Genomic DNA, 25255 nt, shown 5'->3' on the forward strand with positions numbered 1-25255 from the left:
GCTGGAGAGGGCGTCAGCTGGCTGGCAAAAAAAGCCCGTCACAAGGACGGGCGCAAAGTGCCGTAAACACACAGGAGTCAATAGGACGCGGTGATGCGTCCGGTATTACAGAATCGACAGCGGATAGTTGATGATCAGGCGGTTCTCGTGCAGATCCTGGCCAACGTCGCGGCGGACGTTGGAGTTACGCCAGCGTACGTTCAGGTTCTTCAGCGTGCCTTCCTGGATGGTGTAGGCCAGCTCGGTTTCACGGCTCCACTCTTCGGCATCGGTGCGACCGCCGGTGTGGATATTCGAACCACTGGTATAGCGGTTCATCAGGGTCAGACCCGGGATGCCGAGGCCGGCGAAGTTGTAGTCATGACGCAACTGCCAGGAGCGCTCTTCCGGATTGTCGAAGGCCGACAGGTAACCGTCGTTGACCAGCGAGCCGCCGCTGGCGCCGTCGATACGCAGGAACTTGGTGTCGCCGCTCAGGCGCTGGTAGGTGACCTGGAAGGTGTTGTTGCCTTTCTTCGCCGACAACGCACCCTGATAGACCTTGTTGTCCAGGTCGCCGGCCTTCGAGGCGCCTTCGTCCTTGCCGTTGAAGTAGCCGAGGTTGGCGCCCAGTACCCAGTCGCCTACCGGCTGGCTGTGGGTCAACTGCAGGAAGCTCTGTTGGTAGACGTCTTCCAGACGTGCATGCCAGGCACCGACCATGGTGCGGTTGTCGTTGAAGCGGAACTCGCCACCACCGAAGTTGAAGTCATCCCCTTCGACGCCGCCGAAGGACATCTCTTCACGGCTGGCGTCATGGCGCTGGCTGTTCTTCCAGAATTGACCGCCGTACAGCGTCAGACCGTCGATTTCATTCGAGGTCAGCTGGGCGCCCTGGAAAGTCTGCGGCAGCGAGCGACCGTCGTCGGCACGCAGGATCGGCAGCACGGCGAACCACTCACCAACTTTCAGTTCGGTCTTGGAGATCTTCGCCTTGGCAGCGACAGCCGTGCGGCCGAACTGGTCGGCGGCTTCGCCATCGTCGTGGATCGGCATCAGGTTGGTATTGGCCGCGCCGCGGTTGCCATCAAGCTTGATGCTATACAGGCCCAGTACGTCCAGGCCGAAACCGACGGTGCCCTCGGTGAAGCCGGAGCGGGCGTCGAGGATGAAGTTCTGGGTCCAGCCTTCTGCCTGGCCCTGACGCTCGCCCTGGATCAACGGGTCGGTGCCGTTGAGGTAATTACGGTTGAAGTAGTAGTTGCGCAGGTTCAGCGAGACCTTGGCGTCTTCGATAAAGCCAGCGGCATGTGCAGTGGTAGGCAGAATGAGAGCCAGCGCGGTGCTGCCGAGCAGGGCCAGGGGAAGGGTGTTGCGTGCGGTCATTGTTGTTGTGCTCCCAGTTTTTGAACGAACCATTCCCTGCTGGACTGTTGGCAGCCTGCATACATGGGAAGGTGGTTGCTTGCCCCGCAGGGCACCGGCCGGACGCGGCCGGTCATTGCCAGTGGCTGCTATATCAGCCGCTGGCGAATCCGGTTCTGAGACGTATGGCGGCGATGAAAGCCGTGCAGGCGAGGAACTGCTGCGCAGAATGAGAGGCGAGGGTGGTCATGTCTTGATCCTGATTTCTTGTTTTTATCTTTGTCATATGTCGTCATACAACTAGATGGATTATCGACAGCATTTTTACCGATTGTCAACGTAGAGCTAGACGAAAGTCTGAGTATCCTGATCGCTGGATGCATTGGTATATCGGCGTTAACGTGCCGGGAGGCGCTATGCGGCTTGGCGTGGCAAACCGTCTGCTATCGATTTTGTTGTGTGATAACGTATGAGTAAGAGAGCAAAAACAAGAGCTTGTCCATGCCACATTGTCTGATCGAAGTCGCCCGGGAAGTGTGCGGGTTCATCGCACCGCAGGAGCTGGTGCAACTGGTGCATGACCAGGCCGCTGATAGTGGGCTTTTTCAGCCGGGTGATATCAAGGTGCGGCTGAGTCTGTACGAACACTATTGCGTCGGCGGTGAGCCGGGGCCGTTCGTGCACCTGATTTTCTACATGCTGTCCGGGCGCAGTGACGAAGACCAACGTGCGCTGTCGCGGCGCATCGTGCAGGCGCTGGTGCAGCGTCTACCGCAGGTGCCGGCGATCTCCCTGGACATGCGCGAGATGCGCCGTGAGCTATTCAGCAATCGCGGCAACTGCCAGGACGCTTAGACCGGGCAGAGCGTAGGGCGGATGTAACCCGCCAGATGCTGGTGGCGGGGTGCACCCGCCCTACGGGGCTGATGCCTTATCGCGGCTAAAGCCGCTCCCACGGGTCAGGTGAGCATCGTAGGAGCGGGCTTCAGCCGCGATGCTTTCGACGTGCCCGGAGCGCAGGACGGGTGATCTGCCGGCCGTAGGGCGAGTGTAACCCGCCAGATGCTGGCAAAGCAGTTCCCGCCCAGGGCGCTTAGCCGCGGTAGTAGCGTTGCGGTACGAACGGGGTCTTGGCGACTTTCATGGCGACGCGTTTGCCGCGCACCACGGCCCAGACGTCGCTGTCGATGGCGACGTGACTGGCGTCGACATAGCCCATGGCCACGGGCGCGCCGAGGCTCGGGCCGAAGCCACCGCTGCATACCTGGCCAATCACCTTGCCGTTGGCATCAACGATTTCCGCGCCTTCACGCACCGGTACGCGTTCCTGCGGCAGCAGGCCGACACGCTTGCGTGCAACACCTTGCTGCTGTTGTTCGAACACGCGCTCAGCGCCCGGGAAGTTGCCGGCGCGCTCGCCGTCTGCACGGCGTACCTTGGAGATGGCCCAGAGCAGGCTGGCTTCGATGGGCGAGGTGGCGCTGCTCATGTCGTGGCCGTACAGGCACAGACCGGCTTCCAGGCGCAGTGAGTCGCGTGCGCCAAGGCCGATGGCTTCCACCTCGGCTTCGGCCAGCAGGCTGCGCGCCAGGGCTTCGGCCTGATCGACGGCAACGGAAATCTCGAAACCGTCTTCACCGGTGTAGCCACTGCGGCTGACGATGCAGTCTCCGCCCAGCAGGCGCACGCGGGCTACCTGCATGAAGGTCATCTTGCTGACTTCGGGGGCCAGGCGGGCCAGGACATCAACGGCTTTCGGGCCTTGCAGGGCGAGCAGGGCGCGCTCTTCGAACAGGCACTCGATCTGGCACTGATCGCCGATGTGTTTCTTCAGGTGCGCCAGGTCCTGATCCTTGCAGGCAGCGTTGACCACCAGGTACAGGGTGTCATCGCCGAGATTGGCGACCATCAGGTCGTCGAGGATACCGCCCTGGGCATCGGTGAACATGGCGTAGCGCTGCAGACCGACCGGCAGGTCGATGATGTCCACCGGCACCAGGGTTTCCAGGGCGCGCGCGGCGTTTTCGCCACGCAGGAGAATCTGGCCCATGTGCGACACGTCAAACAGGCCGGCGGCGTCGCGGGTGTGCAGGTGTTCCTTCATCACGCCCAGCGGGTACTGCACGGGCATGTCGTAGCCGGCGAACGGCACCATGCGTGCGCCGAGTTCGAGGTGCAGGGCGTGCAGCGGAGTTTTGGCGAGGGTTTCAGTGATCATCGGGAAAATCCTTCAGAAGGCCCGCCGCCGTTGGCAGCAGGCGTTTCGCGAATTGAGGTAGCCCGGATGCAATCCGGGCAGCCCCGGATTGCATCCGGGCTACGGCTGGACGCAGAACGGTTCTCCCCTCTCCCGTAGATGGGAGAGGGGAGACAAGCGCCTTACGCGTCCTGATACGCCTCGATGGACGGGCAGGCGCAGACCAGATTGCGGTCGCCGTAGACGTTGTCCACACGGCCGACCGGCGGCCAGTACTTGGCCTCGATCAGGCTGGCGACTGGGTACACGGCCTGCTCGCGGCTGTAGGCGTGGTTCCACTCACCGACAAGTTCCAGGGCAGTGTGTGGGGCGTTCTTCAGCGGATTGTCGTCCTTATCCAGACGGCCTTGCTCGACCGCACGGATTTCCTCGCGGATGGCGATCATGGCGTCGCAGAAGCGATCCAGCTCTTCTTTCGACTCGCTCTCGGTCGGCTCGATCATCAGCGTGCCGGCCACCGGGAACGACATGGTCGGGGCGTGGAAGCCGAAGTCGATCAGGCGCTTGGCCACGTCATCGACGCTGATGCCGCTGCTGTCTTTCAGCGGACGGATGTCGAGGATGCACTCGTGCGCCACCAGGCCGCCTTCGCCGGAGTACAGCACCGGGTAGTGCTCTTCCAGGCGACGGGCGATGTAGTTGGCGTTGAGAATGGCCATCTGCGAGGCGCGCTTGAGGCCGTTGCCGCCCATCATGGTGATGTACATCCAGGTGATCGGCAGGATGCTGGCGCTGCCGAACGGCGCGGCGCTGACGGCGCCCTCCTTGCGCGCCATGTGCGCGTGGCCCGGCAGGAACGGCGCCAGGTGCGACTTGACGCCGATCGGGCCGACGCCCGGGCCGCCGCCGCCGTGCGGGATGCAGAAGGTCTTGTGCAGGTTCAGGTGCGAGACGTCACCGCCGAACTGGCCCGGGGCGCACAGGCCGACCATGGCGTTCATGTTGGCGCCGTCGATGTACACCTGGCCGCCGTTGGCGTGGATGATCTCGCAGATTTCGCGGATGCCTTCCTCGAACACACCGTGGGTGGACGGGTAGGTGATCATGATCGCGGCGAGGCGATCCTTGTGCTCTTCGGCCTTGGCTTTCAGGTCGGCGATGTCGACGTTGCCGCGCGCATCACAGGCGGTCACCACCACGCGCATGCCGGCCATGGAGGCGGTCGCCGGGTTGGTGCCGTGGGCCGATTGCGGGATCAGGCAGATGTCGCGCTGATCGTCGCCACGGCTGTGGTGGTAGGCGCGAATGGCCAGCAGGCCTGCGTACTCACCCTGGGAGCCGGCGTTGGGCTGCAGCGACACGGCGTCGTAGCCGGTGGCGGCACAGAGCATGGCTTCCAGTTCGCTGGTCAGCTGGGCGTAACCGGCAGCCTGTTCGGCCGGAGCGAAGGGGTGCAGGTTGCCGAATTCCGGCCAGGTCACCGGGATCATTTCGCTGGCGGCGTTGAGCTTCATGGTGCACGAGCCCAGCGGGATCATGCTGCGATCCAGCGCCAGATCCTTGTCGGCCAGCTTGCGCAGGTAGCGCATCAGCTCGGTTTCGCTGTGGTAGCGGTTGAACACTTCGTGGGCGAGGATCGCCGACTGACGCAGCAGGCCTTCAGGCAGGCGGCTGGCGATCTGCGCGGCCAGGTCGCTGACGGCCGGGGCGGCCTGCTCACCGGCGAACAGCGCCAGCAGCGCTTCCACGGCGGCAGCGTCGGTGGTTTCGTCCAGCGACAGACCCAGACGCTCGGCGTCGATCTCGCGCAGGTTGATCCCGGCAGCGCGCGCCTTGGCGTGCAGCTCGGCAGTCTTGGTGCCGGTCTTGATGCTCAGGGTGTCGAAGAAGTGCTGCTGCTCGACGCTGTGGCCCAGTTTGGTCAGGCCAAGGGCGAGGATGGCGGTGAAGCTGTGCACGCGTTGGGCGATTTCCAGCAGACCCTGCGGGCCGTGGTAGACGGCGTACATGCTGGCGATGTTGGCCAGCAGGACCTGCGCGGTGCAGATGTTGCTGGTGGCCTTCTCGCGGCGGATGTGCTGCTCGCGGGTCTGCATGGCCAGGCGCAGGGCCGGCTTGCCGAACCGGTCGACCGACATGCCGACCAGGCGGCCCGGCATGTCGCGTTTGAACGCGTCGCGGGTGGCGAAGTAGGCGGCATGCGGGCCACCGAAGCCCAGCGGCACACCGAAGCGCTGGGCGCTGCCCAGGGCGACGTCGGCGCCGAACTCGCCCGGCGGGGTGAGCAGGGTCAGGGCCAGCAGGTCGGCGGCCACGGCGACCAGCGCATTGGCGGCGTGGAAACGCTCGACCAGGGCGCGGTAGTCGAAGATGTCACCGTTGCTCGCCGGGTACTGCAGCAGCGCGCCGAAGTAGGCGCTGGCGTCGCTGATGGCGGCTTCGTCGCCCACTTCCACTTCGATGCCCAGCGGCTCGGCGCGGGTGCGCAGCACGGCGAGGGTCTGTGGGTGGCAGTGCTGCGAGGCGAAGAAGGTGTTGCTGGCCTTGTTCTTCGACAGGCGCTTGCAGAAGGTCATCGCTTCGGCGGCGGCAGTGGCTTCATCCAGCAAGGATGCGTTGGCGATCTGCATGCCGGTGAGGTCGCTGATCAGGGTCTGGAAGTTCAGCAGCGCTTCCAGGCGGCCCTGGGAAATTTCCGGTTGGTACGGGGTGTAGGCGGTGTACCAGGCCGGGTTTTCCAGTAGGTTGCGCAGAATCGGGCTCGGCGTGTGGGTGCCGTAGTAGCCCTGACCGATGTAGGTCTTGAACTGCTGGTTCTGCGCGGCGATGGTCTTGATGCGCGCCAGGGCGTCGGCTTCCGACAGGCCCGGCTGCTCGCCGAGGATGCTGGTGCCCTTGATGCTCTCGGGGATGACGGCACTGGTCAGCGCGTCGACCGAGTCATAGCCGAGCAGCTGCAGCATGGCGGCAGTATCGGCGTCGCGTGGGCCAATATGGCGGGCGATGAATTCGTTCTGGGTATCGAGCTTGGTCATGGCGGTCACTCAGGCGTCGGCGTTGGCATTCAACAGACGATCATAGCCGGCCTTGTCCAGCAGGTCGGCGAGCACGGCGTTGTCGGCCAGGCGCATGCGGAAGAACCAGGCCTTGTCCAGCGGCGATTCGTTGACCAGCTCCGGGCTGCCTTCCAGGTCGGCGTTGACTTCGACGATCTCGCCATCCAGCGGCATGGCGATATTGCTGGCGGCCTTGACCGACTCCAGCACCGCCACTTCCTCGCCCTCGGCGTAAGTCTTAACTTCCGGCAGTTGCACGTACACCACATCCCCGAGCGCGTCTTGGGCGTAATGGGTGATGCCGACGGTCACCAGACCATCGTTATCCAGACGCAACCATTCGTGTTCGGCGGTGAAACGCAACTCGCTCATGTCAGCTCCTCAAGGGTGATGGTGCCCGCTTCTAGATGGCGGGCGGATAGCGGGTAGTAAGCAATTTCACTGCCAATGTAAAAAAATACAATAAAATCAAATACTTAGATTGTTTTAAGGTCTGCTCTAACTGATCGCTATCAGTGCTGTGGAACGTTATCGATACAAAATGCCGTGTCGGAAATAGAAAAGTTAGCGTCGTGCCAGGCGCGCTGGGGCTCTGCAGTGGTGTTTCGAAATAATTACGCTGTAATGATATCGATACATTCGATGGTTGGAACCGTTGCTGCTCATCTTGGGTCGGTAGTTAGACACTTCATCGACAAGGAGCTGGACCCATCATGAAACCTCTGATTCCTCTGGCATTGGCGCTGTTCAGCGTCGCCAGTGTGCAAGCCAGTGAGACCGTTACTGTGACCATGGAGCAGGCGACCGAGAAGGGGCCTGGCGCTGCGGTAGGGACCGTGACCATCAGCGAATCCGCTTATGGTCTGGTCTTCACTCCGGACCTGAAGGGGCTGGAGCCGGGTGTCCATGGTTTTCATGTGCACGCCAAGGCCAACTGCAATGCCTTGGAAGTGGATGGCAAGATGACGCCGGCGGGCGCAGCGGGAGGCCACTGGGACCCCAAAGAGGCGGGCCGCCACGGTTTTCCCTGGGAGGATAACGCCCACCTTGGCGATCTCCCCGCGCTTTACGTGACGCAGGACGGCAGTGCCAGCCAGCCGGTACTGGCGCCGCGGCTGAAAGCTCTGGAGGAGCTGCACAATCGGGCGCTGATGATTCATGCCGGTGCCGATAACCATGCCGATCATCCGAAACCCTTGGGCGGTGGTGGGGCTCGTGTCGCCTGCGGGTTGATCAAGGTGCCGACCAGCTCCGCAACCATCTGATCCATTCAGGGCGTCTCTGCAGCGATGAGCGTGGCCATCAAGCGCCGGGGCTCGCGCAAACAGGTGAAAAGAGTCGGTCACTTTCGAGGTTGCACAGTGGTGACGACGTAGCCTGATTGCAGAGACGCTCCTCAGCGACCGGCCCCGATGCCGTACTTGCGCAGCCGCTTGGCAATGGCTGTGTGCGAGGTGCCGAGGCGTGCGGCCAGTTGCCGGCTGGAGGGATGGCTGTCGTAGAGCTTCTCCAGCAGCGCTTTTTCGTAGTCGTCCATGGCCTGTTCCAGGCTGCCGATCTCGCCTTCGACCTTTGGCGCCATTTCGGTACCGGCGATATCCAGATCGCCCATCTCCACCCAGTTGCTGTCGCAGATGGCTGCGGCGCGAAAGATCACGTTCTGCAATTGACGCACGTTGCCAGGCCAACGGCCGGCCAGCAGTGCGGGATAGGTAGTGGTGGCCAGGCGGCAAGGCAGGCGCTGGATCTGTGCGCAGGCCTGGGCCATGAAGTGCTGTGCCAGCAGGAGAATGTCCTGACCGCGCTCGCGTAGCGGCGGCACTTCCAGGTTGAGCACGTTGAGGCGGTAGAACAGGTCCTCACGGAAACTGCCCTCGGCGACCATCTTCTCCAGGTCGCGGTGAGTGGCACTGAGGATGCGTACATCCACCTTCACTTCGCGGTCGCCGCCAACCCGGCGGAAGCAGCCATCACTGAGAAAACGCAGCAACTTGGCCTGCAGGTACGGCGACATTTCGCCGATTTCGTCGAGAAATACCGTGCCCTGGTTGGCCAGCTCCAGCAGGCCGGGTTTGCCACCACGCTGGGCGCCGGTGAAGGCGCCAGGGGCATAACCGAACAGCTCGCTTTCAGCCAGGCTTTCTGGCAGGGCAGCGCAGTTCAGGGCCAGAAAGGGCGCGCTGCGGCGTGCGCTGACGGTATGGCAGGCACGCGCCACCAGCTCCTTGCCGGTGCCGGTTTCCCCGTGGATCAGCAGCGGCGCATCGAGCGAGGCGACGCGCAGGGCACGGGCCTTGAGCGCGCGGATCGGCGCCGACTCGCCAAGCAGCGAATCGAACCCTTCCGCGTGGTCGTGATGCAACGCTGCCAGGCGTTCGCCCATCCGGCTCGGTGCATAAAGGGTGAGCAGGCCGCCGGTGAGACGGCCGTCCTCGGTGATCGGCTGGGCATCGAGCAGCAGAGGCTGGCCGGCGAAATGCACTTCGCGCAGGGGCTGGTGGAAACCTGCGCTGAGCAGTGATTGTTGCAGCGCCTCGTCGCTAAACAATGCGGCGATGCTCTGCCCCTCGGGCGCGCGACCGCACAGCTCGACCAGGGCAGGGTTGGCCAGCAGCACGGTGGCGCGATCGTCCGCTGCCAGCACCGGGTCGGGCATCGCTGCGAGCAACGCGTCGAGCTGCAGGCGGCGACGCTGTCCGGGGAGAATGTCCACCACCTCCACACTTTGCACGCCACTGATCTGTAGAAGTGCGCCGCGCAGTTTGCCAAGCATCTCGGTGCTCAGGGTTGGCGCATCGATATAGACGTTTGGCGGTACCATCTCCACCGCATCGAGGTTCAGATTGCGTCCGCCGAGCAATGCCAGGACTTCCTGGGTGATGCCGACGCGGTCGATGAAGCTGACGTGAATGCGCATTGATGAGGGTCGAGATTGGCGAACAGGGCGTGATTATGCCTGTTCCGCCGAGCATGAGGAAAAGGGCGACAGCGTGAGTACAGAAAAACCAAGCCGAGCCGACTACCATCGCGAGCATCAGGCCCGCGCCGAGGCTGAGGCCCAGCGCCTGCTGGCGCGCAAGGCCGAGCTGCAGGGGCGCTGGCTGCCCTGGGTGGCGCAGGAGCTGTACCAGCTCAGTCCCCCGGAGTTCGCCAATATGGTACGGCGCGAGTTGCAGCGTCTTTCGTAGCCCGATGCTCAGGATATGGGAGGGGCTCTAGCCGCGATCTGTAGTGCACCATGCGTACCAGCCACACCTTGGTGCGCACGGCGCACCCTACCGCCCTATGCGCGCTTGCGCCCACAGCGGCTCATGTCCACCTTACCTACATAGGGGTTACCCCAGCCCATCACACAGGCTACGCGCTGGTTACGTTGCTGCTCCCAGACTTCGACCGGGTAAGTCTTGCTCCAGGCGTTGAACAGCTGTCGGTCCTGCTTCGACAGGCGCAGTTTGTAGCGATCAGCCATATAGAAATAGGTACGCGCGATCATTCCGCGGATGGCCGTGCGGGGCATCACCTTGCGTGCCTTGAAGTCGACGACCGTCTGACACTGGCCGTACTGATGCGGCTTTTGCGGCAGCCAGGCGAAGCTGTAGTTGCTGCGGTCGCCATTCACCTCTCCGATGCTGGGCACCAGGTTGTGCAGGTCGGCCTCGGCCTTGCGGAACTGAGCATCGTGGGCCGAGCAATTCTTGCGTCCGCCTTTCTGCCAGCACTGACGTTGATGGCCGATCACCCAGGCCGGGACGATATGTTCCCACTCGATGCGCTGGGCGCGATTGGCGTTCTTGCGCGGCGTGTAACCGCAGGAGCGCAGGTCGACCTGCTTGCCGCTGTACTTGCAGCCGCAGTAGAACTCGGTGGATTGCTGGGCATACAGCGGCCAGGCCAGGCGCTTGGCCTCGGAAAAACTGGCGGGGGCGGCATGCAGGGAAAAGGCTGTGAAACAGCAGAGCAGGGGAAGTAGGCGTCGAATCATGGTGCGGCAGAGTAGCCGTCACCGTTGCCAATGTGAAGACGGAAAATCCAATATTTTCAATGGTTTATATGGTGGCAAAGCGCCCTCCTCAGAAGAGGAGGGCGCCGCCCGTCAAACGTTGGCCGAGGCGGTGATGGCTTGTACGCTTTCGCCACGGTGGCGACTGAGCTGTGGCATCAACGAGCCGACCAGCATGCCCGCCAGGCTGATCAGCAAGCCGGCCAGTTGTGGCGGCCAGAAATCGCTTTCCTGGTAAGTCAGCTCCAGGGCGACCCAGCTTGCCAGCCCGAAGGCGATGGCGAACAGCGCGCCCTGGGTAGTCGCACGCTTCCAGAACAGGCCGGCGAACAGCGGCACCACGGCCGCCACCAGGGTCACCTTGTAGGCGTTGCCGACCATCTCGTAGATGCTCGCCGTGGAGTTCAGGGCGAAGATCGACGTAGCGATGGTCATCGCCACCACGCTCACGCGCATGGCCAGGAGGAACTGGCGATCGTTCATCGCCGGTACGAAGTTCTTGAGGATGTTCTCGGTGAAGGTCACCGACGGGGCCAGCAGGGTGCCTGAAGCAGTGGACATGATCGCCGACAGCAGTGCGCCAAAGAACATCACCTGGGCGAACAGCGGTGTGCGCTCCAGGATCAGGTGCGGCAGGATCATCTGCGCATCCTCGGCCAGCCACTGCTGCACCATCGCCGGGTCGATCAACGAGGCGGCGTAGGTGAGGAAGATCGGCAGCATGCAGAACGACAGGTAGAACACCGCGCCGGCCATCGAGGCACGTGCGGCGATGTTCTCGGTCTTGGCCGACATGACGCGGGCGTAAACGTCCTGTTGCGGGATGGAGCCGAGCATCAGCGTCAGCGCCGCTGCGATGAAGGCGACGATATCCCGCGGCTCGAAGGCGTGCATGAAGGTGAACTTGCCTTCTGCTGCGGCATGGCTGATCACCACGTCGGCGCCGCCGGCCATGTCGCCGATCAGCCAGGTCAGGTAGCACAGGCCGGCGACGATGATGATCATCTGCATGAAATCGGTCAGTGCCACCGACCACATGCCCCCGAACAGCGTATAGAGCAGCACGATACCGGTGCCGATCAGCATACCCTGGGTGGTGCTGATCGAACCGTCGGAGAGCACGTTGAACACCACCCCCAGCGCAGTCAATTGCGCCGCCACCCAGCCCAGGTAGGAGCCGATGATCACCAGGCTGGTGAAAATCTCCACATGTGGGCCGTAGCGCTTGCGGAAGAAGTCGCCGATGGTCAGCAGGTTCATGCGATACAGCGGGCGGGCGAAGATCAGCCCGACCAGCATCAGACAGCCAAAGGAGCCGAACGGATCTTCGACGATACCGGCGAAGCCTTCCTCGATGAAGGTCGCGGGGATGCCCAGCACGGCTTCCGAGCCGAACCAGGTGGCGAACACCATGGCCGCGACCAGAGGAAAGGACATGCTCCTGCCGCCAGCGGCGAAATCCTTGGAGTTTTTGACGCGGGTGGATGCATAGAAGCCGACACCGACGGTGAACAGCAGATAGATCGCAACAAACCAGATCAGCATGGAATGGACACCAGTGGCTCGCCCGTCGTCCGGCGCGGGCAGGGCCCGTCAGGCCGCCTGGACAGACAGAATTGTTGTTTTCATGGCGTGTCACGGCTGGCGAGTGACCCGGCACAGGTTTGCCATGCCGGGTTCACGGCCATCAGCCGCAACGGGCGAGCAGTCTGCCAAAGCCGTAAAATATGTCAAACAGATAAAGGCCTGGCGAGTGGCCGAGCGATGGACGATGAGCCACTAAAGGTGGGCTGATACGGGAAAAGCCTGTCAGTCCGGAAGTTTTTCTATTGGCGTTGTTGATATTTTACGGGGGCGCTTCTTCAGCAGCCCAGGTACTGCTTGGGCTGGCATCAATTTCAGGCTCTGTTGCGGTGAACCCCCGTCTGACAGCTGCCTAGTTGAACCTCGGCAGGCGCTGATCGTTGGCGTTGCTGTCGGCGTCGGCTTGTTGTGGCAGGCCGGCGACCTTGAGCACCGGCGTTCTGTCGCCCGCCAGGCGTAGGTCACGACGTGGCATGGCGAAGCGTACATCCAGCTCGCGCAGAGCATCGAGCAGTTGCAGATTGATCTCCTGCTGCACGTCCATGTACTGGTTGTAGTCGGAGCTGAGGACGATATAGACCACCTCGAAGGTCAGCTGGCTTTCGTCGAAGCCGAGGAAATGCGCGCGGTCGAAGCGGGTCTTGGGCGTGGCGCGGATGATGTCGCCGACCTTCTCCGACACCTGACGTACCTTGTCGCTCGGCGTGTCGTAGCTGACGCCGAACTTGAAAACGATGCGCCGGGTATCCATGCGCTTGTAGTTGTGCACGATCTGCCGCAGGAGATCGGCGTTGGCACACACCACCTGTTCGCCGCTGAGGCTACGGATACGCGTGGTCTTCAGGCCGATATGCTCGATGGTGCCTGCCACCTCGCCAAAGACCACGAAATCGCCGATTTCGAAGGGCTTGTCGACGCCGATCGACAGCGAGGCGAACACGTCGCTGAGCACCGTCTGCACCGCCAGCGCCACGGCGATACCGCCGACCCCCAGGCTGGCTACCAGCGCAGTGATATCTACTCCGAGGTTGGCCAGGATCGACAGCAGCATCACCGACCAGACCACGATCAGGATCATGATGCTGATGATGGTGGTCATCACCGGGTTGTAACTGCCGCCGCTCTTGCCCATCACCAGGCTTCGTGACCACAGGCGTACCCCGGTGTCGACCCACAATGCCACCTGCAAGGCCAGGGCGATGAACCAGGTGTGGCTCAATGTGCTTTGCCAGCTGCCAGGCAGTTCCGGCAGACGCAACGCCAGCAACAGGGAAAAGGCCAGCAACAGCAGACGGCTGGTGCGACCGATTACTACCGCAACGAAGTGAGGCCAACTGCCGTCCTGATCCTTCGACCAGGCCTTGAGCCGCTTGTGAAGCGTGCTGACCAGGGTACGCAATACGCTGTAGATCAGCGCAGTGGCGACCAGAACAATCGCCACGTTGAGCCAAAGATCGCGGTCGAGCCAGATATTCCACTGTTCCATTGCCAGGGGCCTCCGGAAGAAAGTCACATGGTTTTCTGTGACTCCTGATCAGCAGAAGTTCCCATAAATGGGCAGACGGTCAGTGCAGGCGTTGCGCGATGGAAACGAAAAAGCCCTGCAAGGTAGCAGGGCTTTTTGTAGAGAGCTGGAGCGGGTGATGGGAATCGAACCCACGGCTCTAGCTTGGGAAGCTAGGGTATTACCATTATACGACACCCGCAGCGGGTGCCTTTATACCGGAACATGACTCAGAAATGAAGCGCGGAGCGTTCGGGCACCTCTAGAAGCTACCTGCGTTGCCATCGCTGCGTTAAAAACAGGCTCACAGCCGAAGGCTGAACGCGCTTTAGCGCGGCCCCGAAGGGGTGAGCGAAGCGAATCAAGTGCTCATTTACAGCTCGTAAAGTCGGTCGCGACCCCGGTCGTTTTTCGCCTGTTTTTGCGGGGCCGCCATCGGATTGCGCTGACGGCCTCGCCTACGTTTCTAGAGGCGCCCGATTGACGTATACGCTTCGCGCCTGGGCATCGTCATACCGCGATGGCCTGGAGGTCGCGCAGGTCGCCTTTGACCGGCAGTTGCAGGCGCTTGCTGGGAGCGTTGAAGAAGTCCAGCAGCACGCGCTGGGTCTGCAGCCAGGCAGCCTTGTGCTCCATGTCGAGGAAGTGCCCTGCATCGTCGATCACCGCGAACTGGGCGTTGTCGATGTGCTGGGCGAAGAGGCAGGCATCTTCCACCGAGGTGTATTCGTCGCGGTCGCCGTTGACGAACAGCAGAGGGATGTCGATGGCCTGCAGGCATTCCATGCTGCAGTGAGCCTCCATGTTCAGCACCTGCTTGATGTGCGCGTACATCTGCCGATATTCGTGCTCGTCCAGGGTGCTGACGTGCTTGTGGTTGAAGCGCTTGAACAGCGACGGCAGGTGCTTGCCGATGGTGCTGTTGACCAGCAGGGCGATGTTGTCGCGGTCCACTGCATTGAGGTAGCGCAAGCCCTTGTGCAGGTAGTCGAGCATCGGCACGTTGAGGATCGGTGAGAACGAGCAGATAGCCGCCTTTTCCAGCGTCGCTGGGCGCTGCGCCAGGGCGAGCATGGAGGCGACTCCGCCCCAGGAGAAGGACATCAGGTAGTGCGCGCCGTAATGCTCGACGAGCTTGAGCAGGATTGCTGCTTCGTCTTCCTTGCTGATGGGCGTGAAATCGCTGTTGTGCGGCTTCGACTGGCCCGCATAGGGTAGGTCGAAGGCCACCACATTGAATTGGTGCTGTAGGTATTTGACCGTTTGCGCGAACGAGGCGGTGGTCGCCAGAGAGCCATTGACCAGGATGATGGTCTTGCTTGCTGCCGGGTTGCCGTAGAACTCCGTGTGAACCTTGTGCTTCCTGTTGATCTCGACGACTGCGGTTTCTGGCCTCATGTCGTTTCCTCCTGGCGCAAATGGGTCAAGGCGAGCGGGTGATCGTTCGCATTTGATTGAGCAGTCAGAAAAGCGCCTGAGCGTGACAGCTTGATGTCAGGCAAGAGATTTTTATAAGTATAGGAATTTCAAGCAGTTAGGATCGAAACAGGCGAGCGCTCCAGGCCTTTTCGAGGTCGGGAGAGAGCGGTGTTACCAGGCAGGAATCCAGTCGGCGCAGAGCGCCAGTAACTGACAGAACACTTGCTTGTCTTGTCGTGACCGGTTGGTCATCTAAAGACTTATGACTCGATTCAAGCAGCTCGCTTGCAGCTGCGCAAGGCCGAGTCACATGTTTATGGCCGGTTGTGCGTGCCGTTGGTCGGGTAGTCAGGTTTCGCATTCGCGCGAGTGCTCTTCCATGATCAGACGCTGGCGATCTCTGCCTCGGTCAGGGCGCGGTACTGGCCGGGAGCGAGCTGCGGATCGAGAAGAATCTCGCCCATGCTTTCGCGGTGCAGGGCGACGACACGGTTGCGAAAGTGGCCGAACATGCGCTTGACCTGATGATAGCGACCTTCGAACAAGGTCAGGCGGGCGTTGTGGCTGTCCAGCACGTCGAGCTGAGCGGGCAGGGTCGTCAGATCTTCGAAGGCGAAGTAGAGGCCGCGCGCGAACACTTCGGCATAGTCGTGACCGATGGGCTGCTCGGTGGTGACGAGATAGACCTTGGGCTTGCGCTCCCGGGGCTGGGTGATGCGTCGTGACCAGCGTCCGTCATTGGTGATCAGCAGCAGGCCACTGGTGTTGAGATCGAGCCGACCGGCCAGATGCAGGTCGTGCGTGTCCGGCTCGTCGAGCAGGTCGAGCACGGTACGATGCTCGTCGTGCTCGGTTGCGCTGACGACGCCGACGGGTTTGTGCAGCATCCAGTAACGGGCAGTGCGTCCGGCCTGCAGCAGTTCGCCGTCCAGCTCCACGCGTTGAAAGTCGCGTATCTCGTGACGTGGATCGCGCACGATCTCGCCGTCCACACGCAGGCGTCCGGCACTGATCAGCAGGCGGCTGTCCTGGCGATTGAAGCGCGGGAAGTTGCTGAGAAAGCGGTCCAGGCGCATGACTCAATCGTGCTCGCGGCGGTCGGCGGCATCCAGTGCGCCGGCGCAGGCGGGGCACAGGCAGGCCTGGTCACGTTGCTCGGGTGTCAGGCGCTCCAGCGCGGCCGGGTCTATCTGGGCGTCGAAGCACCAGCAGGGGACATCGCCAGCGGCCGCGACGCTACATTGATTGGCCTTGCCGCATAACGGGCAGTGTTGCTTGTCCATCAATGCTCGACGCAAACGCGGTCGCGCCCGGCCTGCTTGGCCCGATACAGCGCGCGGTCGGTGCGACCCAGCAGCGTGTGCAGGCTTTCGCCGGCATGCCACTGGCTGAGGCCCAGGCTGGCAGTGACCTGCAGCGTCTGACCGTCGATCTGGTAGCGCTGCTCGGCGCATTGCCGGCGCAGTTTTTCCGCCAGTTCATGGGCCGCATGGCTGTCGGTGTTTTTCAGCAGCAGAATGAATTCCTCACCGCCCCAGCGGCAGAGAATGTCCGACTGACGCAATTTGCCGCGCAACTGCTGGGCGAAGCTGTGCAAGACATCATCGCCGGCGAGGTGGCCGTGGCTGTCGTTGATCTGCTTGAAATTGTCCAGGTCGAGCAGCACAGCGCACAGCGGGCTGCTCTCGCGTTGCGCTTCCTGCAGGGCCTGCTCGGCAAGAATGTCGAAGCCGCGGCGGTTGGGTAGCGCGGTGAGGCTGTCGGTGGTGGCCAGGGCGGCGATGCGCTGTTGATAGCGGTGTATCACCCGGTGCACCAGGGCCAGCACTACGACGGTCACCAGCAGGCAGATCAGCAGGTTGAGGTAGAGGCTGTGGCGGGCGTCGGCCAGTGCACCTTCCTCGTGTTTGTCGACGAACAGGTACCACTCCAGCTCGGGGATATAGCGCACGTTGAGGAAGTGATTACGTTTGTGTTCGTCGTAGCGGAAGTTGCCGCTGGTGGGGTGTGGCAATACGGCCATGAGGTTTTCCAGGCCGGGGATTTCGCCCAGCGACTGGCCGCGCTTTGCGCCCATGGGGCCGCCGTTCTTGCCGGTCAGTACCAGCAGGCCGCTGCGGTCGGTGAAGTAGATACTGCGGCCATAGCGCTGCTGGTATTGCTCGACCAGCTTGACCACCGAGTCGACCGTCAGGCCGACGCCAGCCACGCCGATGAAGCGGTTCTGGTAGTCGAACACCTTGTAGTTGATGAAGAAAGTCAGGCGGTCGTCGTTGGCCATGTCCGGGTCGACGCTGATTTCGTACGGTTCGCTCATGTCGCGTACGCGGAAATACCAGACGTCGCGTGGCTCGCCTTCGTTTACTTGTTTGAGTACGCCTTTGGCTTGGTAGTAGGTGCGGGTGCGTTCGGAGATGAAGAAGCTGGTGTAGGTGCCGTAGTGGTCCTGAATCTCGCGCAGGTAGCGGGTGACGGGTTCCGGGTTCTGCTCACCGGCGAGCGCCCAGTCACGAAGGAAGGTGTCGCGCGACATCATCGAGGCGATCTGGGTGGGGCGGATCAGGTCTTTCTGGATTTCCGAGTAGATGTTGTCGGAGGTCAGCGGCAATTCGGTGTTGACGATGTTCTTGCGAATGCCATCGCGCGAGGTGAAGTAGCTGGCCAGGCTGGTGGCGAGAAAGCCGCCGAGCAGCAGGCAACCGATCAGCAGCAGAACAGTGAGCTGGGCCTTGCGGGAGTTGGTCAATGGCATGGGGCCGGGCCTTGGAAACGTGGCCCAATGCTAGCGCGCTGCGGGGATGGCGTCATTGCCTGTATCGCTGTTTATCGGGGTTGAGGACGATTTTTGCAGATGGCGGGTTGTCGCGGGCAAACCTGACAAAGGCTGGAGCACTGCGCAGATACACATAGGGTGGGCAACGTCTTTTTTGTCCATCAGAGCGTGCAGCGTGGTCTCGATGTTTATGCCGATGCTCGCAGCCATATCGGCGCTGCCCTCGTCGCGGCTAAAGCCCCTCCTACAAAGCCGGAGTATTCCCTCGGATACGCCTAGGGTTTTGTCCACCAAGGCGTGTAGCGCGTTCTCGATGCTGATGCCTTTGCCTGCGGCGATGTTGGTGTCGCCCCCGTAGCGGCTAACGCACTACGGGGGTTGATGCGGGGTTGTGGGTTTTGGTCAGGAGTTTTTCAGGCTTCCTCCAGCACCACGACACGCTGGCCGGCGCGTACTGGTGAACCCGGTTGCACGCGTACTTCGCGCACGGTGCCGGCGATGGGCGCGGTCAGCGGGATTTCCATCTTCATCGACTCGAGAATCACCAGCACATCACCAGCCTGAACCTGTGCGCCTTCGCTGACCTGCACCTGCCAGAGGTTGCCGGCCACGTGGCTTTCGATGGCGTGCTGACCGGCGCCGAGCGGAGCATCTTCGCCCTGCTCGGGGGCGACTTCTTCGACCTCGAAATGGGCCTGACCGCTTTCTATCCAGCGTTGGCGTTCGGCATCGAATGCTGCGCGCTGTTGCTGGCGGAAGGCGGCGATGCCCTCGGCTTCATCGGTCAGAAACTGCTGATAGTCGGCGAGCGCCAGTTCGCTTTCCTCGATGCGCAGGTCGAAGCGGCCCAGCGGGAAGTCGCGGCGGATGCGCAGCAGCTCGGAGGCCGATACCGGGTAGAAGCGGATCTGGTCGAAGAAGCGCAGCAGCCAGGGTTTGCCGTCGAAGGCGGCGACATCCCGGTAGCGATTCCACATCTGTAGGGTGCGGCCGACGAACTGGTAACCGCCGGGGCCTTCCATGCCGTACACGCACATGTAAGCCCCGCCGATGCCCACCGAATTCTCCGCTGTCCAGGTGCGTGCCGGGTTGTACTTGGTGGTGACCAGACGGTGACGCGGATCGAGCGGCGTGGCTACTGGCGCGCCCAGATATACGTCGCCCAGGCCCATGACCAGATAGCTGGCCTCGAACACCGTGCGGTACACCTCGTCGAGGTTCGGCAGGTCGTTGATGCGACGGATGAACTCCAGGTTGCTCGGACACCAGGGGGCGTCCTTGCGCACGGTGGTCATGTATTTTTCTATCGCCAGCTGGCAGGCCGGGTCGTCCCAGGACAGCGGCAGGTGGACGATGCGCGAGGGTACTTTCAGGTCGCGTGCGGCGCAGACGGCGTCCCACTCGCCCGCGACGATGTCGAGCAGCGTCTGCAGGGGCAGGGTTTCCGGCTGGTAGTGCACCTGCAACGAGCGAATGCCCGGCGTCAGGTCGATCACGCCATCGAGTTGCAGGGCTTCCAGCGCCTGCATCAGTGCATGGCCACGGAAGCGCAGCACCAGGTCGAGCTCGGGCTGGCCGATTTCCAGCAGCAGGTGGGTGTCGCCGGACAGACGCGCGACCAGGCGGGTGTCCGCTTCGCCGAGGTCGAGGACGATGGGAGAAGCCAACACTGAGCGGCTCCCTCTCCCGCTTGCGGGAGAGGGCTGGGGAGAGGGGCTTTGGCTGTTTTCAAGAACCCTCTCCCCCGACCCCTCGGCTTGAGCGTCCTGCGTCGCCCTACCTCCTGCATCCATGCAGTCGTCTCCCATAAATGGGAGAGGGGAGACAAGCGCAAGCTCGCTGACTTCGAGAGCGCGCAGTTTGGCCAACTCCCGTGCCGTGGCGATCTCAACCGGCACAAAGCGCACCTTGTCGCCGGCCTTGAGTTGGCCGAGTTGCCAGAGGTCTGCTTCGATGATGGTCACCAGGCAGACGAAGCCACCCAGGCTGGGACCATCCGGACCGAGGATCACCGGCATGTCGCCAGTGAAGTCCACTGCACCGATGGCGTAGGGGTTGTCGTGAATGTTCGACGGGTGCAGGCCGGCTTCGCCGCCGCTGTCGCGTACCCATTCCGGCTTCGGCCCGATCAGGCGCACGCCGGTGCGGCTGGAGTTGAAGTGCACTTCCCAGTCGGTGGCGAGGAAGCTGTCGACATAGCCAGGTGTGAAGTATTCCGGCGCGCCGTGCGGGCCGTAGATCACGCGCAGTTCGCGCACCGCCGGCAGGACCGGGCAGAGCTCTGCAGGCAGTTGTGCGCCGGCGCTGCGCTCATTCAGCGCCTCGATGTGCAGCACGTCGCCAGCGCGCAGGGCACGACCGCCGTGGCCGCCGAACTGGCCGAGGGTGAAGGTGCTCTTGCTGCCCAGGTAATCCGGCACCTGAATACCGCCGCGGATGTTCAGGTAGCTGCGTGCGCCGCTGCCGGCGATGGTGCCGAGGCTCAGGACGCTGCCGGCCTGGATCAGCAGCGCGGTGTTCATCGGCTGCGCGGCCCCGTCGATGCTCAACGGGATAGCGGCGCCAGTCACCGCTACCACCGCGTCGGTGTTGAAGCGCAGGGTCGGGCCGCTCATGGTGATTTCCAGGCCGGCGGCACCTTCTTCGTTGCCCAGCAGGCGGTTGCCCAGGCGCAGGGCGCGGTCGTCCATCGGCCCGGAGGGTGGCACGCCGACGGCCCAGTAGCCGAGGCGGCCGGGGTAGTCCTGCACGCTGGTCTGGGTGCCGGCGCTGAGCACTTCGAAAGTGCTGGCCTGGTAGACCAGGTTTTCCAGGCAGCGGGTCCAGGGCGAGCCGCTGGCGAAGGGTGCATCGGCCAGAATCTGGCGCAGGTAGTCGCGGTTGCATTCCATGCCATACAGCACGGAGCCGGCCAGCGCCTGGTCCAGCGCAGCGCTGGCCTGCTCGCGGCTCGGAGCCCAGGTGATCAGCTTGGCGATCATCGGGTCGAAGTAGGGCGGAATCTCGCAACCGGCTTCGACCCAGGTGTCGATGCGCAGCACCTTGCCGTCGGCTTGCGGGAAGTTGACGGCGGTAAGCAGGCCCGGGCTCGGCTGGAAGTCGCGGCCCGGGTCCTCGGCATAGAGGCGTGCCTGGATGGCATGACCGCTGGGTTGCAGCTTGGCAGCCAGTTCGTTCAGGGGCGGCAGGTCGCCGGCTGCCAGCTCGATCATCCAGCGCACCAGATCGACGCCCCAGACCTGTTCGGTGACGCCGTGCTCGACCTGCAGGCGGGTGTTCACTTCGAGGAAGTAGAAGCGCTCGGCCTCACTGTCGTAAACGAATTCGACAGTGCCGGCGCTGCGGTAACTGACCGCTTTGGCCAGTTTGATCGCCGCGGCGCACAGTTCATCGGCCATGCCGGCCGGCAGGTTCGGCGCCGGTGTTTCTTCCAGCACCTTCTGGTTGCGCCGCTGCACCGAGCAGTCGCGCACGCCAAGGGCGATCACTTCACCCTGGCCGTCGCCGAATACCTGCACTTCCAGGTGACGGGCGCGCTGGATGTATTTCTCGATGAATACGCCGCTGTCGCTGAAGTTGTTCTGCCCCAGGCGCTTGACCGCGTCGAAGGCGTCGCTCAGCTCTTCGGCCGAACGGCACACGCGCATGCCGATACCACCGCCGCCGGCGGTGCTTTTCAGCATCACCGGATAGCCGACCTGCTCCCCGGCACTCAATGCTGCAGCGACGCTTTCCAGCAGTTCGGTGCCTTCGAGCATCGGTACGCCATGTTGTTTGGCCAGCGCGCGGGCGGTGTGCTTGAGGCCGAATACGCGCAGTTGCTCAGGCGTAGGGCCGACGAAGGCGATGCCGGACGCTTCGCAGGCTTCGGCAAAGGCGGCGTTCTCGGAAAGGAAGCCGTAGCCGGGGTGGATAGCGCGGGCGCCGCTGCGTTTGGCGAGGTCGAGGATTTTCTCCACAACAAGATAGGTCTGCGCAGCCGGACCTTCGCCAAGGGAATGGGCTTCGTCCGCCTGCTGAATATGCAGGCTGGCGGCGTCGGCTTCGGAGTACACGGCAACGCCGCCAACGTTCAGCTCGCGCAGGGTGCGCAGAATGCGGCAGGCGATGGCGCCACGGTTGGCGATCAGCAGTTTTTCGAACATGGGGATGACCCTCGAAGGTCATGGCGGGCCGTCCCGCCGTCATTGGTCGTGCGCCACGGTCGTCCGTGGTTGAAAATCCGGGGGGCTTGTCTCCCTCTCCCATTCATGGGAGAGGGCTGGGGAGAGGGGCGGTTGATGACATGACCCTCTCCCCCGGCCCCTCTCCCGCAAGCGGGAGAGGGGAGTGCATCAATCAATCCCACACCAGCACTTCGGCCGGTGTCGGGTTCCAGCCGTTGCAGGGGTTGTTCAACTGCGGGCAGTTGGAGATCAGCACGATGACGTCGGTCTCGGCTTTCATCTCGACGTACTTGCCGGGTGCGGAGATGCCGTCCTCGAAGGTCAGGCCGCCTTCGGGCGTGACCGGCACGTTCATGAAGAAGTTGATGTTGGCGCCGATGTCGCGCTTGCTCAGGCGGCCGTCGTGCAGGCTGGCGCGCAGGAAGTTGTCGCGGCAGCTGTGCATGTAGCGTTTGTCCAGGGCGTAACGCACGGTGTTGCTTTCCTGGGCGCAGGCACCGCCCAGGGTGTCGTGGCGGCCACAGGTGTCGGCGGTGATGGTCAGCAGCGGATTGCCGAGGTTGGAATAGAGCACGGTACCGGTGCTGAGGTAGACGCGGTTCTGCTTGCGCAGGGTGCGTTGCGGGTCGAAGCGCTCGCGCGGGTTGGCGGCGGCGAAGAACAGGGTGTCGATCGCCTGGTTGCCTTCGAGGTCGTGCAGGCGCAGGGTCTGCCCGGCCTTGACCTCGAACAGATAGGGCTCACCCGCCGGGATGGTGTGGCGGTAGACGGCGGTTTCGGGATGCAGGTTGCTGGATGTCAGGTCGCTGGCAGTAAGGCTCATCGGACTGTCCTCGATAGCGTTTACTGGGCTCCCGCCTTCGCGGGAGTGACGAGATTGGCGTCATCCCCGCGCAGGCGGGGACCCATTCAAATGTACTGGCGTTCGGTGTTGTGGAAGGCGCGACCGTTCTCCGGGCGCGAGGTGCGGCAGAGCACGGTGATACCGTCGCTGTCGACCTTGCTCCAGCGAAGGTGCACAGGTTTGGGCGCGTACTGCGGGTTCGGGTCCATTGGGTGTTGCAGGGCGGTGAGCACCACCAGGGTGTCCATCGGTGCGTACAGCTCGATGTAGTCGCCGGCCTGACTATTGCCGGGCTGGAAGTGGAAGGCGCCGTCGGCGTCGACATCCACGCGGCTGAACAGGTTGAGGTTCATCAGCAGGTCTTGCAGGTTCAGGTCCCACTTGCCCATTTCCACCAGCAGGTTGTCCATGCCGTTGCGGAAGAATCCGTTACGCAGTTCCTGGTAGCGGCCCTGACCATATTTTTCCTGCGTCTCGTCGGCGTTGAGCACGCCGGCGAAGCTGTCGTGCCAGCCGCAGGTGTCGGCCGTGATGGCAGCCAGTACCTTGCCCATGTCCGAGTACAGGCAGTGACCGGCTGTGAGCTTGGCGGTGTGCTGGCCCTTGAGCGTGTCCGGCAGGTTCAGGCGCTCGCTCTTCTCGCAGGCGTTGAACAGCAGCAGGCTGACGTTGGCGCCGCCTTCGATATCGGTGATGCGCAGCAGTTGCCCACGCTTGAGGATGAATGATGTATGACCGCCGCCGGGAACTGTTTCATCAAACAGGGTCGGGCGCAGGGTAGGGGCAGTGTTCATGGGTACCTCGGGATCAAAGCCGGATCGTCAGGCGCCAGGTGCGGCGCCTGATCATCGTTGCGATGGTGTGGGGGCGTGCTTGTGCAGCGCTGCCCGTCAGAGCTTGCCGTCGACGGCCATCTGTACGTAGCTGGGGTCGAAGCGCAGCTTGATGTTGGCGCTGTCACCCGTGGTCACGTCGCCAGCGAAGGTCATGCCGATGGCGTCGGCACTGCGTGCGCCTTCACCGAGGATGCCGTGGTCGAAGCTGAAGCTGGCGACCTTGGTCATGGTCTCGGGCAGTGCCGGGCTGGTGATGAAGTCCAGGGTGTCCTTCGGTGTATAGAACAGTTTGGTGGTCGCCAGCTGCGACTGGTAGCCGGCCAGATCGGTGCCCGAGGCCTTGGCCATTTCGGTCAGTGCTTCGGTGCTCTCGGGCGTGCCGGCCTGCATCAGTTCGAGAATCTCGAACCAGGCACCGGTCAGGGCTTTGCCGAAGTCCGGGTTGTCCTTCAGGGTCTGGGTGTTGACCACCATCATGTCGAGGATTTCGCCGGGAATCTTCGACGAGTCGAAGACCTGGGTGCTGCCAGGCTGAGCGAGAATTTCCGCCAGCATCGGGTTCCAGGTGGCGGCGGCCTGTACGCTGGGTGTGGTGTAGGCCGCGGCGATGTCGGCGTCGGAGGTGTTCACCACGGTCACGTCGCGCTCGCTCATGCCGGCGGTTTCCAGTGCGCGAGCGAGGAAGTAGTGGGAGACAGAGAGCTCGACCAGGTTCACCGGCATGCCCTTGAGGTCAGCCAGGGTCTTGCCTTCGCCCTTGATCAGCAGGCCGTCGTTGCCATTGGAGTAGTCGCCGACCAGCAGTGCGGTGGAGTCGACGCCACCAGCCGCCGGGATGGTCAGGGCATCCATGTTGGTCATGGTGCAGCCATCGAACTGGCCGACGCTGTACTGGTTGATGGACTCGACGTAGTCATTGAGCTGCACGACGTCGATGTCGATGCCGTATTTCTTCGCCCATTTGTCGATGATGCCGGAGGTACTGGCATAGCCCCAGGGCATCCAGCCGGCGTAGAGCGTCCAGCAGACGCTGAAGCTGTCTTTCTTCTCGGCGTGAGCGCTGAAGCTGAGCACCGCGGCCAGGCCGGCAGCAGCGAAGGAGAGCAGACGATTCTTGCGCATTGGAACCTCCAGTGTTGATGAGTACGGGCAGGAGTCGCGGCACGTTTCGAGTCATTCGAAAGGCGCGTTCTCCCGGGCTTTTATCCCGCCGTGTAACCTCATCGGAGGTCGATGACTCTCGGACCAGTCATCCGCTTGCGCGGATCGGAACCCTAGTCATCCATTTCGCAAATTGTGGTGCCGCGATTCCGGGAAAACCCGGTTGAAACCTGCACGCCTGGTACTTAGCGAATTGCGTGCCAGCTTGCCGGGGCCTATGAATTGGCAGTTAGGGAGCAGTTCTGGAGGTGTGCGTGCCGCCTGATGGGGCTGGCAACGTATTCGTGCACTGTTCCGGGGCGGGCTGGGCGTTGGGATGGCAAGGTCTGCGGGTTGTAGCGGTGGCATGGAAATCGCTATCGATCCTGCTG

The 25255-nt window shown here is 62.8% G+C and carries 19 protein-coding genes, 1 tRNA gene and 1 riboswitch; of the genes, 3 read left to right on the top strand and 17 right to left on the bottom strand.

Annotation, left to right across the window (positions count from 1 at the left end; genetic code table 11):
- Positions 1 to 105 precede the first annotated feature (105 nt).
- Complete coding sequence (locus ACJRW5_RS11625; RefSeq protein ID WP_484570665.1) at positions 106 to 1365, bottom strand: OprD family porin; 1260 nt, start codon at positions 1363 to 1365, stop codon at positions 106 to 108.
- 480 nt (positions 1366 to 1845) lie between these two features.
- Here ACJRW5_RS11625 and ACJRW5_RS11630 point away from each other — a divergent pair, with 480 nt between their 5' ends.
- Entirely contained in the window at positions 1846 to 2199 is a 354-nt protein-coding gene (locus ACJRW5_RS11630; protein WP_484570666.1) for a 5-carboxymethyl-2-hydroxymuconate Delta-isomerase, read from the top strand.
- Between the two features lie 238 nt (positions 2200 to 2437).
- Here the strand turns inward: ACJRW5_RS11630 and gcvT are convergent, their stop codons facing one another.
- From gcvT to gcvH, 3 genes are all read right to left on the bottom strand, one after another.
- Positions 2438 to 3562 (bottom strand): glycine cleavage system aminomethyltransferase GcvT, encoded by a 1125-nt coding sequence (gene gcvT / locus ACJRW5_RS11635; RefSeq protein WP_484570667.1) that lies wholly within the window; start codon positions 3560 to 3562, stop codon positions 2438 to 2440.
- 161 nt (positions 3563 to 3723) lie between these two features.
- Complete coding sequence (gcvP, locus tag ACJRW5_RS11640) at positions 3724 to 6576, bottom strand: aminomethyl-transferring glycine dehydrogenase (protein WP_484570668.1); 2853 nt, start codon at positions 6574 to 6576, stop codon at positions 3724 to 3726.
- A 9-nt stretch (positions 6577 to 6585) separates the two neighbouring features.
- Positions 6586 to 6969: a glycine cleavage system protein GcvH gene (gene gcvH / locus ACJRW5_RS11645; RefSeq protein ID WP_484570669.1), complete on the bottom strand. Its 384-nt coding sequence runs from the start codon at positions 6967 to 6969 to the stop codon at positions 6586 to 6588.
- A 341-nt stretch (positions 6970 to 7310) separates the two neighbouring features.
- On the opposite strand from gcvH, the gene sodC reads away from it, so the two are divergent.
- Positions 7311 to 7862 (top strand): superoxide dismutase [Cu-Zn] SodC, encoded by a 552-nt coding sequence (gene sodC, locus ACJRW5_RS11650; protein WP_484570670.1) that lies wholly within the window; start codon positions 7311 to 7313, stop codon positions 7860 to 7862.
- A 131-nt stretch (positions 7863 to 7993) separates the two neighbouring features.
- Here sodC and ACJRW5_RS11655 read toward each other — a convergent pair whose 3' ends face one another.
- Positions 7994 to 9514, bottom strand: a complete 1521-nt coding sequence (locus ACJRW5_RS11655) for a sigma-54-dependent transcriptional regulator (protein WP_484570671.1) — start codon at positions 9512 to 9514, stop codon at positions 7994 to 7996.
- 73 nt (positions 9515 to 9587) lie between these two features.
- Here ACJRW5_RS11655 and ACJRW5_RS11660 point away from each other — a divergent pair, with 73 nt between their 5' ends.
- Positions 9588 to 9785: a hypothetical protein gene (locus ACJRW5_RS11660; protein ID WP_072422714.1), complete on the top strand. Its 198-nt coding sequence runs from the start codon at positions 9588 to 9590 to the stop codon at positions 9783 to 9785.
- Between the two features lie 95 nt (positions 9786 to 9880).
- Here ACJRW5_RS11660 and ACJRW5_RS11665 read toward each other — a convergent pair whose 3' ends face one another.
- The 12 genes from ACJRW5_RS11665 to ACJRW5_RS11720 all read right to left on the bottom strand — a co-directional run bounded on the left by ACJRW5_RS11665 (position 9881) and on the right by ACJRW5_RS11720 (position 24845).
- Complete coding sequence (locus ACJRW5_RS11665) at positions 9881 to 10579, bottom strand: endonuclease (protein WP_484570672.1); 699 nt, start codon at positions 10577 to 10579, stop codon at positions 9881 to 9883.
- Between the two features lie 111 nt (positions 10580 to 10690).
- Positions 10691 to 12142 carry a high affinity choline transporter 1 gene (locus ACJRW5_RS11670; protein WP_484570673.1) on the bottom strand — a complete coding sequence of 484 codons (1452 nt, stop codon included), beginning with the start codon at positions 12140 to 12142 and terminating at the stop codon, positions 10691 to 10693.
- A 391-nt stretch (positions 12143 to 12533) separates the two neighbouring features.
- Positions 12534 to 13667 (bottom strand): mechanosensitive ion channel family protein, encoded by a 1134-nt coding sequence (locus ACJRW5_RS11675; protein WP_484570674.1) that lies wholly within the window; start codon positions 13665 to 13667, stop codon positions 12534 to 12536.
- A 146-nt stretch (positions 13668 to 13813) separates the two neighbouring features.
- Positions 13814 to 13887: transfer RNA gene (locus tag ACJRW5_RS11680), tRNA-Gly, on the bottom strand.
- A 308-nt stretch (positions 13888 to 14195) separates the two neighbouring features.
- The gene (locus ACJRW5_RS11685) at positions 14196 to 15083 is read right to left on the bottom strand and encodes an alpha/beta fold hydrolase (protein WP_484570675.1); all 888 of its coding nucleotides are present in this window, start codon (positions 15081 to 15083) and stop codon (positions 14196 to 14198) included.
- Between the two features lie 404 nt (positions 15084 to 15487).
- A complete protein-coding gene (locus ACJRW5_RS11690; protein WP_484570676.1) occupies positions 15488 to 16180 on the bottom strand; it encodes a pseudouridine synthase in 693 nt (230 codons plus the stop codon).
- 3 nt (positions 16181 to 16183) lie between these two features.
- Complete coding sequence (locus tag ACJRW5_RS11695) at positions 16184 to 16387, bottom strand: cysteine-rich CWC family protein (RefSeq protein ID WP_484570677.1); 204 nt, start codon at positions 16385 to 16387, stop codon at positions 16184 to 16186.
- The gene (locus tag ACJRW5_RS11700; protein WP_484570678.1) at positions 16387 to 17856 is read right to left on the bottom strand and encodes a sensor domain-containing diguanylate cyclase; all 1470 of its coding nucleotides are present in this window, start codon (positions 17854 to 17856) and stop codon (positions 16387 to 16389) included. Before ACJRW5_RS11700 ends, ACJRW5_RS11695 begins: the two co-directional genes overlap by 1 nt.
- 434 nt (positions 17857 to 18290) lie before the next feature.
- Complete coding sequence (locus tag ACJRW5_RS11705; RefSeq protein ID WP_484570679.1) at positions 18291 to 22022, bottom strand: urea carboxylase; 3732 nt, start codon at positions 22020 to 22022, stop codon at positions 18291 to 18293.
- A 193-nt stretch (positions 22023 to 22215) separates the two neighbouring features.
- Positions 22216 to 22866 (bottom strand): urea amidolyase associated protein UAAP2, encoded by a 651-nt coding sequence (locus ACJRW5_RS11710; RefSeq protein WP_484570680.1) that lies wholly within the window; start codon positions 22864 to 22866, stop codon positions 22216 to 22218.
- A gap of 86 nt (positions 22867 to 22952) precedes the next feature.
- Positions 22953 to 23681, bottom strand: a complete 729-nt coding sequence (locus ACJRW5_RS11715; RefSeq protein WP_484570681.1) for an urea amidolyase associated protein UAAP1 — start codon at positions 23679 to 23681, stop codon at positions 22953 to 22955.
- A gap of 96 nt (positions 23682 to 23777) precedes the next feature.
- Entirely contained in the window at positions 23778 to 24845 is a 1068-nt protein-coding gene (locus ACJRW5_RS11720) for a putative urea ABC transporter substrate-binding protein (protein WP_484570682.1), read from the bottom strand.
- A 67-nt stretch (positions 24846 to 24912) separates the two neighbouring features.
- A riboswitch (guanidine-I (ykkC/yxkD leader) is annotated at positions 24913 to 25012 on the bottom strand.
- Between the last annotated feature and the right edge of the window lie 243 nt (positions 25013 to 25255).

The sequence above is a fragment of the Pseudomonas pichavaramensis genome, from assembly GCF_050473265.1.
In the GTDB taxonomy this organism is placed as follows: Bacteria; Pseudomonadota; Gammaproteobacteria; order Pseudomonadales; family Pseudomonadaceae; genus Aquipseudomonas.

Excerpts from the sequence above, each read along its gene's own strand:
- ACJRW5_RS11710 (WP_484570680.1), bottom strand. The coding sequence starts at position 22,866 with ATGAGCCTTACTGCCAGCGACCTGACATCCAGCAACCTGCATCCCGAA.
- ACJRW5_RS11700 (WP_484570678.1), bottom strand. The coding sequence starts at position 17,856 with ATGCCATTGACCAACTCCCGCAAGGCCCAGCTCACTGTTCTGCTGCTG.
- ACJRW5_RS11665 (WP_484570672.1), bottom strand. The coding sequence starts at position 10,579 with ATGATTCGACGCCTACTTCCCCTGCTCTGCTGTTTCACAGCCTTTTCC.
- ACJRW5_RS11720 (WP_484570682.1), bottom strand. The coding sequence starts at position 24,845 with ATGCGCAAGAATCGTCTGCTCTCCTTCGCTGCTGCCGGCCTGGCCGCG.
- ACJRW5_RS11670 (WP_484570673.1), bottom strand. The coding sequence starts at position 12,142 with ATGCTGATCTGGTTTGTTGCGATCTATCTGCTGTTCACCGTCGGTGTC.
- gcvH (WP_484570669.1), bottom strand. The coding sequence starts at position 6,969 with ATGAGCGAGTTGCGTTTCACCGCCGAACACGAATGGTTGCGTCTGGAT.
- gcvP (WP_484570668.1), bottom strand. The coding sequence starts at position 6,576 with ATGACCAAGCTCGATACCCAGAACGAATTCATCGCCCGCCATATTGGC.
- ACJRW5_RS11715 (WP_484570681.1), bottom strand. The coding sequence starts at position 23,681 with ATGAACACTGCCCCTACCCTGCGCCCGACCCTGTTTGATGAAACAGTT.
- sodC (WP_484570670.1), top strand. The coding sequence starts at position 7,311 with ATGAAACCTCTGATTCCTCTGGCATTGGCGCTGTTCAGCGTCGCCAGT.
- ACJRW5_RS11630 (WP_484570666.1), top strand. The coding sequence starts at position 1,846 with ATGCCACATTGTCTGATCGAAGTCGCCCGGGAAGTGTGCGGGTTCATC.
- ACJRW5_RS11685 (WP_484570675.1), bottom strand. The coding sequence starts at position 15,083 with ATGAGGCCAGAAACCGCAGTCGTCGAGATCAACAGGAAGCACAAGGTT.
- gcvT (WP_484570667.1), bottom strand. The coding sequence starts at position 3,562 with ATGATCACTGAAACCCTCGCCAAAACTCCGCTGCACGCCCTGCACCTC.
- ACJRW5_RS11690 (WP_484570676.1), bottom strand. The coding sequence starts at position 16,180 with ATGCGCCTGGACCGCTTTCTCAGCAACTTCCCGCGCTTCAATCGCCAG.
- ACJRW5_RS11655 (WP_484570671.1), bottom strand. The coding sequence starts at position 9,514 with ATGCGCATTCACGTCAGCTTCATCGACCGCGTCGGCATCACCCAGGAA.
- ACJRW5_RS11695 (WP_484570677.1), bottom strand. The coding sequence starts at position 16,387 with ATGGACAAGCAACACTGCCCGTTATGCGGCAAGGCCAATCAATGTAGC.
- ACJRW5_RS11705 (WP_484570679.1), bottom strand. The coding sequence starts at position 22,022 with ATGTTCGAAAAACTGCTGATCGCCAACCGTGGCGCCATCGCCTGCCGC.
- ACJRW5_RS11625 (WP_484570665.1), bottom strand. The coding sequence starts at position 1,365 with ATGACCGCACGCAACACCCTTCCCCTGGCCCTGCTCGGCAGCACCGCG.
- ACJRW5_RS11675 (WP_484570674.1), bottom strand. The coding sequence starts at position 13,667 with ATGGAACAGTGGAATATCTGGCTCGACCGCGATCTTTGGCTCAACGTG.